This window comes from Herbaspirillum hiltneri N3, from assembly GCF_001267925.1.
GTDB classification, from domain to species: domain Bacteria; phylum Pseudomonadota; class Gammaproteobacteria; order Burkholderiales; family Burkholderiaceae_D; genus Herbaspirillum; species Herbaspirillum hiltneri.
In genome coordinates, this window is sequence record NZ_CP011409.1 from 1,395,810 (window position 1) to 1,408,819 (window position 13,010).

15 protein-coding genes are annotated in these 13,010 nt (G+C 62.3%); 8 read left to right on the forward strand and 7 right to left on the reverse strand.

Features of this window, described 5'->3' with window-relative positions:
• Positions 1-42: 42 nt before the first annotated feature.
• From F506_RS06265 to F506_RS06285, 5 genes are read left to right on the forward strand one after another with little or no spacing between them, the layout of a single operon-like run.
• Entirely contained in the window at positions 43-1,023 is a 981-nt protein-coding gene (locus tag F506_RS06265) for an ABC transporter substrate-binding protein (RefSeq protein WP_144424155.1), read from the forward strand.
• A 2-nt stretch (positions 1,024-1,025) separates the two neighbouring features.
• Complete coding sequence (locus tag F506_RS06270; RefSeq protein ID WP_053195833.1) at positions 1,026-1,880, forward strand: ABC transporter permease; 855 nt, start codon at positions 1,026-1,028, stop codon at positions 1,878-1,880.
• 13 nt (positions 1,881-1,893) lie between these two features.
• Positions 1,894-2,697 (forward strand): ABC transporter permease, encoded by an 804-nt coding sequence (locus F506_RS06275; protein WP_053195834.1) that lies wholly within the window; start codon positions 1,894-1,896, stop codon positions 2,695-2,697.
• Positions 2,694-3,770: an ABC transporter ATP-binding protein gene (locus F506_RS06280; RefSeq protein WP_053195835.1), complete on the forward strand. Its 1,077-nt coding sequence runs from the start codon at positions 2,694-2,696 to the stop codon at positions 3,768-3,770. The genes F506_RS06275 and F506_RS06280 overlap by 4 nt, the downstream gene beginning before the upstream one ends.
• Positions 3,767-4,591, forward strand: a complete 825-nt coding sequence (locus F506_RS06285; RefSeq protein ID WP_053195836.1) for a phosphodiesterase — start codon at positions 3,767-3,769, stop codon at positions 4,589-4,591. Before F506_RS06280 ends, F506_RS06285 begins: the two co-directional genes overlap by 4 nt.
• A gap of 22 nt (positions 4,592-4,613) precedes the next feature.
• Here F506_RS06285 and F506_RS06290 read toward each other — a convergent pair whose 3' ends face one another.
• From F506_RS06290 to F506_RS06310, 5 genes are all read right to left on the reverse strand, one after another.
• Positions 4,614-4,940 carry a barstar family protein gene (locus F506_RS06290; RefSeq protein ID WP_053195837.1) on the reverse strand — a complete coding sequence of 109 codons (327 nt, stop codon included), beginning with the start codon at positions 4,938-4,940 and terminating at the stop codon, positions 4,614-4,616.
• Positions 4,941-4,942: 2 nt separating this feature from the next.
• Positions 4,943-5,374: an ExbD/TolR family protein gene (locus F506_RS06295; RefSeq protein ID WP_053195838.1), complete on the reverse strand. Its 432-nt coding sequence runs from the start codon at positions 5,372-5,374 to the stop codon at positions 4,943-4,945.
• A complete protein-coding gene (locus F506_RS06300; protein ID WP_053195839.1) occupies positions 5,371-6,069 on the reverse strand; it encodes a MotA/TolQ/ExbB proton channel family protein in 699 nt (232 codons plus the stop codon). The genes F506_RS06295 and F506_RS06300 overlap by 4 nt, the downstream gene beginning before the upstream one ends.
• 106 nt (positions 6,070-6,175) lie before the next feature.
• On the reverse strand, positions 6,176-6,982 hold the full coding sequence (gene dapB / locus F506_RS06305; protein ID WP_053195840.1) for a 4-hydroxy-tetrahydrodipicolinate reductase: 807 nt from the start codon (positions 6,980-6,982) through the stop codon (positions 6,176-6,178).
• A 52-nt stretch (positions 6,983-7,034) separates the two neighbouring features.
• On the reverse strand, positions 7,035-7,547 hold the full coding sequence (locus F506_RS06310; protein WP_053195841.1) for an outer membrane protein assembly factor BamE: 513 nt from the start codon (positions 7,545-7,547) through the stop codon (positions 7,035-7,037).
• Between the two features lie 80 nt (positions 7,548-7,627).
• On the opposite strand from F506_RS06310, the gene fur reads away from it, so the two are divergent.
• Complete coding sequence (gene fur, locus F506_RS06315) at positions 7,628-8,053, forward strand: ferric iron uptake transcriptional regulator (protein ID WP_053195843.1); 426 nt, start codon at positions 7,628-7,630, stop codon at positions 8,051-8,053.
• Positions 8,054-8,188: 135 nt separating this feature from the next.
• Here the strand turns inward: fur and hrcA are convergent, their stop codons facing one another.
• Positions 8,189-9,235, reverse strand: coding sequence for a heat-inducible transcriptional repressor HrcA (gene hrcA, locus F506_RS06320; RefSeq protein ID WP_053195845.1), 1,047 nt, complete (start codon positions 9,233-9,235; stop codon positions 8,189-8,191).
• Between the two features lie 72 nt (positions 9,236-9,307).
• Positions 9,308-9,997 (reverse strand): HAD family hydrolase, encoded by a 690-nt coding sequence (locus F506_RS06325; RefSeq protein WP_053195847.1) that lies wholly within the window; start codon positions 9,995-9,997, stop codon positions 9,308-9,310.
• A gap of 323 nt (positions 9,998-10,320) precedes the next feature.
• Between F506_RS06325 and F506_RS06330 the strand changes: the two genes are divergently transcribed.
• Positions 10,321-11,238, forward strand: coding sequence for an NAD kinase (locus F506_RS06330; protein ID WP_053195848.1), 918 nt, complete (start codon positions 10,321-10,323; stop codon positions 11,236-11,238).
• Positions 11,239-11,359: 121 nt separating this feature from the next.
• Positions 11,360-13,006, forward strand: coding sequence for a DNA repair protein RecN (gene recN, locus F506_RS06335; RefSeq protein ID WP_053195850.1), 1,647 nt, complete (start codon positions 11,360-11,362; stop codon positions 13,004-13,006).
• The last annotated feature ends 4 nt before the right edge of the window (positions 13,007-13,010 follow it).

Genomic DNA, 13,010 nt, shown 5'->3' on the forward strand with positions numbered 1-13,010 from the left:
GACATGCGATCACTTCCACGTTTGTCCCGCATTCTCCAGACGATGGCGGCAACCGCCGCCTTTGCCGTCTCGTTCAGCGCCGCGGCGCAAAACGTCATCTGCTACAACTGCCCACCGGAATGGGCTGACTGGGCCACGCAGATCAAGACCATCAAGGAAAAGACCGGCATCACCGTGCCGCCCGACAACAAGAACAGCGGCCAGGCGCTGGCGCAGATCATGGCTGAAAAAGCCAGCCCGGTGGCTGACTTCACCTACGTCGGCGTGACCTTCGGCATCGAAGCGAAAAAGAACGACATCATCACCCCCTACAAGCCGGCCGGCTGGAATGACGTGCCTGCAGGCCTGAAGGATCCGGAAGGTTATTGGACCACCATCCACTCCGGCACCATGGGCCTGATGGTCAACGTCGATGCATTGAAGGGCAAGCCGATGCCGCGCTCGTGGCAAGACCTGCTCAAGCCTGAATACAAAGGCCTGATCGGCTACCTCGATCCCGCCAGCGCATTCGTCGGCTATGTTGGCGCGGTCGCCGTGAACCAGGCATTGGGCGGCACGCTCGACAACTTCACGCCAGGCATCAATTACTTCAAGGCGCTGCAAAAGAACCAGCCTATCGTGCCGAAGCAGACTTCCTACGCGCGCCTGATTTCCGGTGAAATTCCGATCCTGTTCGGTTACGACTTCGACGCCTACCGCGCCAGGTACAAGGACAAGGCCAATGTCGCCTTCGTGATCCCGGCCGAAGGCAGCGTCACCGTACCTTATGTCGTCAGTCTCGTGAAGAACGGTCCGAACCAGGCCAACGCGAAAAAGGTGCTGGACTTCCTGTTGTCCAATGAAGGCCAGGCCATCTGGGCCAATGCCTACCTGCGTCCGGTGCGTGCTTCTGCGATTTCGAAAGAAGCCGAAGCCCGCTTCCTGCCGGCCGCCGACTATGCCCGCGCCAAATCGGTCGACTACGGCAAGATGGCTGACGTCCAGCGTCAGTTCAGCGAACGCTACCTGGCCGAAGTGAAGTAAGCATGTCCGTGCAACTGACTCGTACAAGTCAGCCGCACCGCAAACGTCCGGCCGGCAAGGTCTGGTTGTTTGCGGTGCCGGGTATGACGTTGTTCGCGGCGTTCTGGCTATTGCCGATGCTGCGCCTGGTCGGCGTCGGCGCCAGCGGTCCGAGCGGTGCGATGGCCTATCTGGCCGTGGTGACCAATCGCCACTATCTGTGGAGCCTGGTGTCGACGCTGTTGCTGTCGGCGGTGGTCACCTTAGCGACACTGGCGATTTCGTCGCTGGTGGGGCTGTTCCTGCAACGCAACCGTTTCCCCGGCAAATCGCTGCTGCTGGCGATGCTGACGTTTCCGCTGGCGTTCCCGGGCGTGGTGGTCGGCTTCATGGTGATCATGCTGGCCGGACGCCAGGGATTGATCGGCGTGCTGACCGACAAGCTGTTCGGCGAGTCGCTGGTGTTTGCGTATTCGCTGGCGGGGCTGTTCATCGGTTATCTGTACTTTTCGATTCCGCGAGTGATCCTGACGGTGATGGCCGCCGCCGAAAAGCTCGACCCCGCGCTCGAAGAAGCGGCGCGTTCGCTCGGCGCCAATCCGCTGCGCGTGTTCTTCGACGTGGTGGCGCCGGCGCTGATGCCGGCCTTGATATCGTCGGGCGCAATCTGCTTCGCCACCAGCGTCGGCGCCTTCGGCACGGCGTTCACGCTGGCGACCAGCATTGATGTCTTGCCGATGGCGATCTATAACGAATTCACCAGCTACGCGAATTTCGCGATGGCGGCGGCCTTGTCCATCGTGCTCGGCGTGATCACCTGGATCGCCCTGGCGCTGGCGCGTTCACTGTCGGGCAGTAGTGTCCCGGCTACGGCATGAAGAAGGGAAAACGATGAAAAACTCCCTGCGGTTTTATCTGCAACTGGCGTTCACGCTGCTGGTGTGCGCCTTCCTGATCGTGCCGGTGGTGCTGTCGGTGCTGGCCGGCGTGACGGAAAATTTCTTCGTCGGCTTGTCGAGCGGCTTCACGCTGCGCTGGGTCGCGCAGGTGTGGGATACCTATCAGATGACCATCTGGCGTTCCGTCGCGATTGCGCTGGCTTGCCTGGCGGTGACACTGGTGGTCGGCGTGCCGCTGGCCTACATGCTGGCGCGCCATCAGGGCGGCAACAGCCGGCTGGCGCGCGTCTTCGAGGAGCTGCTCATGATGCCGGTGGCGGTGCCGGGCCTGGCCACGGCGCTGGCGCTGATCATGGCCTACGGCCAGTATCGCGCCTTCCGCGGCAGCCTGCTGTTCATCCTGGTCGGACATGTGCTGTTCACCTTGCCGTTCATGGTACGGCCGGTGCTGGCGGTGATGCAGTCGTCGCAACTGGCGGTGCTGGAAGAAGCCGCCGCCAGTCTCGGCGCCGGCATCCGCCAGCGCTTCTTCGGCGTGGTGATTCCGAACGCCGCGTCGGGCATCCTGGCCGGGGCGCTGATGGTGGTGACCTTGTCGATCGGCGAGTTCAACATCACCTGGATGCTGCATACGCCGCTGACCATGACCTTGCCGGTCGGACTGGCCGACGCCTACGCTTCGATGCGGCTGGAAGTCGGCTCCGCCTATACCCTGATTTTTCTTTTGATGATCGTGCCGCTGCTGGTCGCCATGCAATGGGCGACCCAGACCACGCGCACTCGCGTACGCCTATGAACTCTTCTCTTTCCATCAAACTGCTTCAATGCGCCAAGACCTTCGGCAGCGGCGCACCTGCGCTGGAGCCGATCGACCTTGAAATCCATCCCGGCGAAACGCTGGTGCTGCTGGGGCCGTCCGGCTGCGGCAAGACCACCACGCTGCGACTGATCGCCGGACTGGAATTCCCCGACGCCGGCGGCCGCGTGCTGTTCGGCGACGACGACGTCACCGACCTGCCGATCGAAAAGCGCGGCGTCGGCATGGTCTTCCAGAACTATGCGCTGTTCCCCAACATGACGGTCGGCGAGAACATCGCCTATGGCATGAAGATCCGCAAGCTGCCTGCCGCCGAACGCGCCGCCAGAATCGATGCGCTGCTCGACATGGTGCACCTGCAAGGCCTCGGCCATCGCCGCATCGACCAGCTTTCAGGCGGGCAAAAACAGCGCGTGGCGCTGGCACGGGCACTGGCGGTGGAGCCGCGCGTGCTGTTGCTGGACGAGCCGCTGACCGCTCTCGACGCCAAGCTGCGCGAAACCCTGCGCGCCGACCTCAACCAGTTGCTGCGCAAGCTCGGCATCACCGCGATTTACGTCACGCACGACCAGGGCGAGGCGATGGCGCTGGGCGACCGTGTCGTCGTGATGGAGCGGGGCAAGATTGCGCAGATCGGCACACCGCAGGATATCTACTATCGTCCGGCCTCGGAATTCGTGGCCGACTTCATCGGCACCATGAATCGCGTGAGCGGCGTGACGCGCGTTGGTCACCTGCAGATCCCGGCCGGCATCGTGCCGCTGGCGAACGTGAAACCGGACCGGCAGGCGACGGCGATGTTCCGTCCTGAAGATGTCGAGATCGTGCCGCTCGATACCGCCGGCGCGGAAATATTCGGCGACGTCATGTCGACCTTCTTCATGGGCGATCGTACGCGCCTGCTGGTCGACGTCGGCACCGAGATGCCGGTGATCGTCGAGACGCGCAGGCGCGGCGTCTGGCATGCCGGCGAGCACATCGGACTGCGCGTGCCGGAGCACGCGGTGATGCAATTGCCCGCGCAACATTTTTCAGGGGAGACCCGCTCATGATCCTGTGCCAGATTTCCGACCTGCACATCAAGGCGCAAGGGAAAAAATCCTATCGGGTGGTCGATACCGCCGAAAGCCTGCGGCGCTGCGTGGCGCAGGTCAACCGGCTGAAACAGCGGCCGGATGCGGTGGTGTTCACGGGCGACCTGGTCGATTTCGGCCTGGCCGACGAGTACGCGGTTCTGCGCGAATTGCTGGCGCCGCTGACGATGCCGTACTACCTGCTGCCCGGCAACCACGACGAGCGCGGCGCGCTGCGCCGGGCCTTCCCGGATCACGGCTACCTGCAAGGCGCCGCCGACGACGCGCGTATCGAATACGTGATCGAGGATCATCCGCTGCGCATCGTGACGCTCGATACCGTGATCCCCCGTTCCAGCAAGGGAGAGTTGGCGCCGGCGAGCATGGACTGGCTGGAGCAGGTGCTGAGTACACAGCCGCAGCGGCCGACCGTGATCGCGATGCACCATCCGCCGTTCACTACCGGCATCGGGCACATGGACGACATCGGTCTGATCAATCCGCAGTTGCTGGAACCTGTGGTGCGCCGTCATCCGCAAGTGGAACGGGTCATCTGCGGCCACCTGCACCGGTCGATACAAACCCGCTTCGGCGGCACGATGGCATCAACCTGTCCGGGCGTGTCGCATCAGGTGGTGCTCGATCTGGATCCGCAGGCGCCGTCGCAGTTCGTGATGGAGCCGCCGGGATTCCAGTTGCATTGGTGGGAGAGGAATACGGGACTGATCAGTCATACGGCTTACGTCGGCGAGTTCGACGGGCCGTATCCGTTTTATGACGGCGATCAGCTGATCGACTGAGGGGGGGAGCGGGGGCGGAAGGTCAGAGCAGCGCCAGCTTGAGCGTTGCCGGTTCTTCGTAGTCTTCACAGCGTTCATTGATCATGGCGACGCAGAATTGCAGCTCTTCAACGATGTCCGGCGCAGCGGCGCGCAGCTTGTCGCTGTGCTGGACTTCGATGGTCAACACTTCATTGTCCTTGAGCACGAACTTGCTCATGCCGTCGTCATCGCGCAGGTAGCTCAGGCAATCGACCCAGGCGTTCATGTTGTTGCCGTAAAACTCGGGGAAGCCGAATACGCTCGCGCATTGGCTGTGAAAACTGTCCCAGTCGGTGATGAGTTCGCCATTCAGGCGTGCTGTTGCCATGTCTATTTCTTCTCAGTATCCGGTTTCGGATCGGTCACAAAACCGAGCTTGTTCAGGCCGTTGCTCTGCGCCGCCGACATGACGTCGGCAATCACTTCATAACGGGTCGCCTTGTCGGCGCGCAGCTGCACTTCCGGCTGCGGCTTCTTGCCTGCCGCCTGGGCCATGCGCCGCGTCAATTCTTCCAGCGTGACCGCCTGGTCCTGCCAATACAGCTTGCCGGCGGCGTCGATGGCGACGCTGACGGTTTGCGGCTTTTCCGGCGCAGGGGCGGATTTCGCGGTCGGCAGATCAAGCTGCAACGAGTGCGTGAACAGCGGCGCCGAAAGGATGAAAATCACCAGCAGCACCAGCATCACGTCGACCATCGGGGTGACGTTGATTTCGGCCATCGGGCCGGCCTGGTGATTGTCGTTGAAGCCGCCGAAACTCATGCTTCCCCCTTGCCGACGCGCTCGCCGGTGGTGAGGTAGGCGTGCAGGTCATGCGCGAAGCCGTCGAGCTCGGCCAGCGTCAGCCGGTTCAGGCGCGTGAAGGCGTTGTAGGCCAGCACCGCGGGAATCGCCACCACCAGCCCGAGTGCAGTCATGATCAGCGCTTCGCCGACCGGACCGGCGACCTTGTCGATCTGCACCGTGCCGCTGGCCGAGACCGCCGCCAGCGCGTGATAGATGCCCCAGACGGTGCCGAACAGGCCGACGAACGGCGCAGTCGAGCCGACCGAGGCCAGCAGCGTCAGGCCGCGCTCCAGTCGCGCCGAGACGCGATTGATTTCACGGCGCAACGTGCGCGTGATCAGTTCGCCGGGATCGGTGGCGGCGTTGAGGGAGGGGGAAGGCGCGCTCTGCTTAGATGAAATGCCGGCGGCTTCGGACGAGCGTTGCGCCAGAGGGATGAAGATTTCTTCGCTGTCGACGGTGCGCATGACGGCGATGGCGTCGGTCAGCGTGGGTGCTTTCCAGAAGCCGTCGAGCGCATTGCTGCTGCGGCGAATGCGCCACGAACTCCAGGTCTTGGAAAGAATGTAATACCAGCTGGCGATGGACATCAGCAGCAGGGCATAGGCGACGGCGTGCGAAACGGCATCGCCTTGCGCCCAGTAATGGGCGAATCCAACGGGTTGTTCCATGTCGTGTCTCTTGGTAGGAAGCAGAAGAAATAAATGGCAATCCGTTGGAGCACGCGTCTGCAAAAAGATTCGCTGCATCGTTGATCCGATGCAGCGGCAGGGAGGCTTACTTCAGTCCGAGCACGTCCTGCATGTCGTACAGGCCGGTTTTCTTGTCGGCCAGGAAACGTGCGGCGCGCAGGCTGCCGTGAGCATAAGTGACGCGGCTCGAGGATTTGTGCGTGATTTCGATGCGCTCGCCGATGCCGGCAAACAGCACGGTGTGGTCGCCGACGATGTCGCCGCCGCGGATGGCGGAGAAGCCGATCGACGACGGATCGCGTTCGCCGGTGATGCCTTCGCGGGCGTAGACGGCGACGTCGTCGAGTTTGACACCGATGGCGTCGGCGATGACTTCACCCATTTTCAGGGCCGTGCCGGACGGCGCGTCGACCTTGTGGCGGTGATGCGCTTCGATGATCTCGATGTCGTAGCCGTGCGAGAAACTCTTGGCGGCCATTTCCAGCAGCTTGAGCGTGACGTTGACGCCGACGCTCATGTTCGGCGCCAGCATGATGGCGGTCTTTTGCGCAAAACCGCCGATGGCGGCCTTGTGGTCGGCTTCCAGCCCGGTGGTGCCGATGACCATCCGGATGCCGTGCGCGGCGCAATATTCGGCGTGCTTCAGTGTGCCTTCAGGACGGGTGAAGTCGATCAGGACATCGGCGTTGGCCAGGCCCTTGGCCAGGTCGGATTCGATCGCGACGTTGGCGGGCTTGCCCAGGAACGAGGCGGCGTCGGTGCCGATGGCAGGCGAACCGGATACGTCGAGGGCGCCGGCCAGCACCATGTCGTCGGCGTTCTGGATAGCTTCGATCAGCATGCGGCCCATGCGGCCGGAGGCGCCGGCGACGGCGATTTTCAATGCGCTCATAGTGCTTATTTGTACTTGACTTGTATTGGCGAGTATCGCCGTTATCTACTTGTTACTTGGCGGAGGATGGCGGCGTCACGGTAGTCGGCGTATCCGACAGTTCCGGCATGGCGCCCTTCTTGGAGCCGGCGATCAGGGACAGGTATTCCTGCTCGGTCGGCAGGTCGCTGCCGCCTTCGTAGCGCTCCAGCAGATTGTCCTTGAAGAACACCGACACGCGGCTGCTCATCAGTTCGCCGTTGCCTTTGGCCAGGCGGAATTCATAGTCCCAGCGGTCCGAGTGGAACACGTCGGCAAGCAGCGGCGTGCCGAGCACGAAGCGCACCTGATCGCGGGTCATGCCCGGCTTCAGTTGCGCCACCATCTCCTTGGAGACGAAGTTGCCTTGCTGGATATCGATGCGATAAGGCTTAAGGAAGCCGAACAGGCTGCTCTTCTTCGAAACCTGCACGCCGGTCGCGTCGTGCGCTGCTGCGCCTTCCGCCGGTTTTTTGGATGCACAGCCGGACAGCAGGGTGCTCAGCGCGATCAGCGCCAGAGCGGTAGTACGGTAGGAAGGCAACATTCGCATAAAGATTTCAATTGGTTGAGCAATTGTGCTAAAACGCTATATGATAAAGCAGATAACCCGATTTTTACTGAAACATGCCTAATAATCCATCCGAATTGAAAGCCAGCGGCCTCAAGGCCACTTTGCCCCGTCTGAAAATCCTGGAAATCTTCCAAAACACCGAGGTGCGTCACCTCAGTGCGGAAGACGTCTACAAAATGCTGCTGGCGGACAATCTGGATGTCGGGCTGGCCACGGTGTATCGCGTGCTGACGCAGTTCGAGCAAGCCGGCCTGCTGCAGCGCAATCACTTTGAAACCGGCAAGGCCGTGTTCGAGCTCAACGAAGGCTCGCACCATGACCATCTGGTCTGCCTGGATTGCGGCAAGGTCGAGGAGTTCTTCGACGCCGAAATCGAGAAGCGCCAGCTCAAGATTGCCCAGGAGCATGGTTTCGAAATCGCCGACCACGCGCTGGCCTTGTACGGCCACTGCAAGGATTGCCGCAAAGCCAAGAAATAAGCATTCGTCCGGGCCGGATTCGATCCCCCCTGTTTGTAAAAAAAGCCATCCTGCTGTCGCCGGATGGCTTTTTTATTACTGCGGCAAAGAGAGGTGAGCGGTGTGCAACAGTCGCTTGCAGCCGTTCCAGCAGGCTCAGCTGTTGTTGCCGCTGAGCGCGCTCGACAGCAGTTTGGCGGTGATGTCGACGATCGGGATCACGCGCTCGTACGCCATGCGCGTCGGACCGATCACGCCCAGCGTGCCGACGATCTTGCCGTTGACTTCATACGGCGCGGTGACGATGCTCATGTCGTCCATCGGCACCAGCTGCGATTCGCCGCCGATGAAGATCTGCACGCCGGTGGCCTTGCTCGAGACATCCAGCAATTGCATCAGGCTGGTCTTTTGCTCGAACATGTCGAACAGCTTGCGCAGCGAGGTCATGTTGGACGACAGGTCGGCCACGCTGAGCAAATTGCGTTCCCCCGAAATTACCACGTTGTCGGAGTCATCCGCCATCGCATCGCTGCCGGCTTCCACCGCCGCCTGCATCAGGCTGGTCATGTCGTCGCGCAGCTGGCGCAGTTCGTTTTGCAGGCGCAGTCGGACTTCATCGAAGCCGAGGCCGCCGTAGTGCTGGTTGATGTAATTGGCCGCCTGCACCAATTGCGAAGGCGTGTAGTCGACCTCCGTGAGCAACAGGCGATTCTGCACGTCGCCGCCGGGGCCGACGATGACCAGCAGGATGCGCTTTTCGGACAGGCGCAGGAATTCGATCTGCTTGAAGATCGACTCGCGCTTCGGCGTCATGACCACGCCGGCAAATTGCGACAGCGACGACAGCACTTGCGCCGCGTTGGAAATGATCTTTTGCGGCGAGCTGATCTGCGAGCGCGATTGCAGTTTGGTTTCCAGCGCCGCTTCGTCGAGGGAGCCGATCGCATCGACAGAATCGATCGTCAGCAGCGTGTCGACGAAGACGCGATATCCGCGCGGCGTCGGCACGCGGCCGGCGGAGGTGTGCGGGCTGGCGACGAAGCCCATTTCTTCGAGGTCGGCCATGACGTTGCGGATGGTCGCCGGCGACAGCTCCAGTCCCGAAATCTTGGAGAGCGCGCGCGAGCCGACCGGCTGGCCGTCGGCGATATACCGTTCGACCAGGGCTTTGAGCAGGGTTTGGGCGCGATTATCTAGTTGCATGTCTTCATTCTAACGAGGCGGGAGCAAGCGTGCCAACATCCCGTCATATATATCTGCACGCATATCTGCACACTATGACGCCAGCCAGCGCGCCAGTTGGTTCAGATCGGTGCACACCGCGTCAGGACGCACGTGCTCAGGCAGCTCGCGCTGGAAGCGGTTCATCCAGACCGCGTGCAAACCGGCTTGCTGCGCGCCCAGGACGTCCAGCGTCAGGTCGTCGCCGACGTAGACGGTATGTGCCGGCGCCACGCCGAGTGCAGTGCAGGCGGCGTGGAAGATGGCCGGATCGGGTTTGGCGGTGCCGAACTGATGCGCGGCGATGGAGATTTCAAAATGCCCGGCCAGCCCGATGCGCGCGAGATCGGCGAAGCCGTTCGACACCGTACCCAGTTTCAGTCGCGGTTTCAATTGCTGCAGGCCGGGAAGGACATCGTCGAAGAGCGTGACGGCGTTGCGGCCGGCGGTGAAAATCTCCATGGCGGGATCGGCCAGGGCAGGATCTTCGCCATGCTCGGCCAGCACCGCGGTCAGTGCCGCATGGCGCAGCGCCCACAGGTTGATCTCGTAGACCGGATCGGTCTTCGCCAATGCCTGCCGGCGCGCGCGCAGGCTGATGATGCTTTCGCGTTGCACCACGCCGGGCGCATGTCGGGTCAGCCATTCGTACAGCCGGGTTTCCGCCAGATGCAGCACCGGCTCGATCGCCCACAGCGTATCGTCGAGGTCAAACAGGACTGCCTGGATGTTGGTTTTGTTCATGAAAATCGCTTCAGAGTCGTCTGGGGGCCTGTTAACAATGAATTTGCGAGATGCGTTGCTGCCAGAAAGCGTGCTGGCAAGGCGCGTGGCGTAGCAGGTGGTGGACCCACCTGCAAGCCATGCAACACCGCCAGCGCGCTTTCTGGTAGCAACCCTTCGGGAACGGCTGCAGGCGTCGCCTGCCGTTGTTGCAGCTCCAAGGTGTTGCAACTTCGGTAGCACCGCTACGTCGCGTCGCTGCGCCTAGGCAGTCAACGCCTGCCGCGCGTTCGCACTCGCAAATTCATTGTTAACAGGCCCCGATTTATGCTTTAATCCGCAGCATGTGGCCCATCAAATTACCCGTGCAGGCGGCAACGCCCAAAACCATCGCAATCGTCGGCAAATATCATGCCGCCGGCATCGCGCAATCCCTTTCCGACATCGCCGCCTTCCTGGAGGCGCATGGCCACACCATCGTGTTTGAAGCCGAGACCGCGCAGAACATTGCTCTGGAAGGCTATGACGCCATGTCGCCGGAACAGATCGGCCAGTTCGCCGACGCCGCCATCGTGGTCGGCGGCGACGGCACCATGCTTGGCATCGCGCGGCAATTGGCGCCGTTCAACGTGCCGCTGATTGGGATCAACCAGGGGCGTTTGGGGTTCATGACGGATATTTCGCTAGACCGCATGATACCGGTATTGGCCGATATGCTGGATGGCAAGGTCGATGTCGAGACGCGTTCGCTGCTCGAGGCGACGGTATTTCGCGATGGCGAACAGATTTTCAACGCGCTCGCCTTCAATGACGTGGTGGTCGCGCGCGGCGCTTCTTCCGGGATGGTCGAACTGACCGTGGAAGTGGATGGCCGCTTCATGTACAACCAGCGCTCCGACGGTCTGATCGTGGCCACGCCGACCGGCTCGACCGCCTATGCCTTGTCGGCCGGCGGCCCGATCCTGCATCCTAGCCTGCACGGCATCGTGCTGGTGCCGATCGCGCCGCATGCCTTGTCGAACCGGCCGATCGTGATTCCGGATTCCTGCGAGATTTCGATCCAGGTCGTCAACGGCCGCGACATCAGCGCCAACTTCGACATGCAGTCGCTGACCAGCCTGTCGCACGGCGACCGCATCGTGATCCGGCGCTCGGCGCACAAGATCACCTTCCTGCATCCGGAAGGCTGGAGCTACTACGACACCTTGCGGCACAAGCTGCACTGGAACGAATACCCGTCGGTCGAAGGCCGCCTGCAATAAATGCAACAGGCGACAATAAGCCACAATAGGCGACAATAGCCGCTTCGGGTGTCTTTTCGGTACGGTCCTCCGTACCGAAAAGACACCGCCGATATTGATAAAACACCAATTCCACCATCCCATGCTGCGTACCCTGTCGATTCGTGATTTCGTTATCGTCGATGCCATCGAACTCGAGTTCGCCCCCGGATTTTCCGTCTTCACCGGCGAAACCGGCGCCGGCAAATCCATCCTGATCGACGCCCTGGCGCTGGCGCTGGGCGGCCGCGGCGACGCCAGCGTGGTGCGTGAAGGCGCGGCCAAGGCCGACATCACAGCCGATTTCAGCGCCGGTCCCGACGTCGCCGCCTGGCTCGAAGCGCATGAGTTTTCCGACGAAGACGGCGGCGTGCTGTTACGCCGGGTGATCGACAATGCCGGCCGCTCCAAAGCCTTCATCAACGGCATTGCCGCCACCGCGACGCAATTGCGCGAACTCGGCGAACTGCTGGTTGATATTCACGGCCAGCATGCGCATCAGTCCTTGCTCAAGGCAGACGCCCAGCGCCAGTTGCTAGACAGCCAGGCGGGATTGCTGGAGGAAGCCAAGGCCGTCGCCGCTGCCTACAAGACCTGGCGCGCCCTGGCCAGGCAGCGTGAAGAATTCGAAATCAACGCCAAAAACGTCCTGCTCGAACGCGAGCGCCTCGAATGGCAGGTCAGCGAGCTCGAGAAGCTGGCCGTCAAGCCCGGCGAATGGAGTGACATCAGCAACGAGCACAGCCGGCTGTCGCATGCCGCCAGCCTGATCGACGGCGCGCAGGAAGCGCTCAGCGCGATCTCCGAATCGGACTCGCCGATCTTGTCGCAACTGTCTTCACTGACGCAGAAACTGGGCAAGCTGACCGACGTCGACGCGGCGCTCAAGCCGGTCATGGATGCGTTGGAGCCGGCGCAGATCCAGTTGCAGGAAGCGGTCTATGCGCTCAACGATTACCTCGGCCGGGTCGAACTCGATCCCGCGCGTTTGCAGCAGGTGGAAGGGCGGCTGGAAGCGATTCACTCGACTGCGCGCAAATTCCGCGTCGCGCCCGACGACCTGCCGCAGGAACACGCCAAGCTGGCCGAAGAGCTGAAACAATTGGCCGACGCCAGCGACCTCGACGCCTTGCGCGCGCAAGAGGTAAAACTGCAAGCCGTCTACGCCGGCGCCGCCCAGAAATTGTCGAAAGGCCGCGCCAAGGCGGCCAAGGCATTGGGCGAAGCGGTCACGGCAGCGATGCAAGACCTGAGCATGTCGGGCGGCCGTTTCGCCATCGCACTGGAAGCCTGCGAGCCGGCGGCTTACGGCGTGGAGCAAGTGGAGTTCCTGGTGGCGGGCCATGCCGGCGTAGCGCCGCGGCCTCTGGCGAAAGTCGCCTCCGGCGGCGAGCTGGCGCGCATTGCCCTGGCGATTTCGGTGATTGCGTCGAGCTCGACGGCCACGCCGACCCTGATCTTCGACGAAGTCGACAGCGGCATCGGCGGCGGCGTGGCCGAAGTGGTCGGGCGCCTGCTGAAACGCCTCGGCCAGGATCGCCAGGTCTTGTGCGTGACGCACTTGCCGCAAGTCGCCAGCCAGGGCAACCAGCACTTCCAGGTCAGCAAGCGCAACGATGACGGCAAGACCGTATCGCAGATCGAAGCGCTCGACGCCAAGTCGCGCGTGGAAGAAATCGCACGCATGCTGGGCGGTCTGGAAATCACCGCGACCACGCGCAAGCACGCCCGCGAGTTGCTCGCGTTGTAGTGCC

Excerpts from the sequence above, each read along its gene's own strand:
- F506_RS06295 (WP_053195838.1), bottom strand. The coding sequence starts at position 5,374 with ATGAGTTTCGGCGGCTTCAACGACAATCACCAGGCCGGCCCGATGGCC.
- fur (WP_053195843.1), top strand. The coding sequence starts at position 7,628 with ATGCCTAATAATCCATCCGAATTGAAAGCCAGCGGCCTCAAGGCCACT.
- F506_RS06325 (WP_053195847.1), bottom strand. The coding sequence starts at position 9,997 with ATGAACAAAACCAACATCCAGGCAGTCCTGTTTGACCTCGACGATACG.
- F506_RS06300 (WP_053195839.1), bottom strand. The coding sequence starts at position 6,069 with ATGGAACAACCCGTTGGATTCGCCCATTACTGGGCGCAAGGCGATGCC.
- F506_RS06275 (WP_053195834.1), top strand. The coding sequence starts at position 1,894 with ATGAAAAACTCCCTGCGGTTTTATCTGCAACTGGCGTTCACGCTGCTG.
- F506_RS06285 (WP_053195836.1), top strand. The coding sequence starts at position 3,767 with ATGATCCTGTGCCAGATTTCCGACCTGCACATCAAGGCGCAAGGGAAA.
- hrcA (WP_053195845.1), bottom strand. The coding sequence starts at position 9,235 with ATGCAACTAGATAATCGCGCCCAAACCCTGCTCAAAGCCCTGGTCGAA.
- dapB (WP_053195840.1), bottom strand. The coding sequence starts at position 6,982 with ATGAGCGCATTGAAAATCGCCGTCGCCGGCGCCTCCGGCCGCATGGGC.
- F506_RS06290 (WP_053195837.1), bottom strand. The coding sequence starts at position 4,940 with ATGGCAACAGCACGCCTGAATGGCGAACTCATCACCGACTGGGACAGT.
- F506_RS06310 (WP_053195841.1), bottom strand. The coding sequence starts at position 7,547 with ATGTTGCCTTCCTACCGTACTACCGCTCTGGCGCTGATCGCGCTGAGC.
- F506_RS06330 (WP_053195848.1), top strand. The coding sequence starts at position 10,321 with ATGTGGCCCATCAAATTACCCGTGCAGGCGGCAACGCCCAAAACCATC.
- F506_RS06265 (WP_144424155.1), top strand. The coding sequence starts at position 43 with ATGGCGGCAACCGCCGCCTTTGCCGTCTCGTTCAGCGCCGCGGCGCAA.
- F506_RS06280 (WP_053195835.1), top strand. The coding sequence starts at position 2,694 with ATGAACTCTTCTCTTTCCATCAAACTGCTTCAATGCGCCAAGACCTTC.
- F506_RS06270 (WP_053195833.1), top strand. The coding sequence starts at position 1,026 with ATGTCCGTGCAACTGACTCGTACAAGTCAGCCGCACCGCAAACGTCCG.
- recN (WP_053195850.1), top strand. The coding sequence starts at position 11,360 with ATGCTGCGTACCCTGTCGATTCGTGATTTCGTTATCGTCGATGCCATC.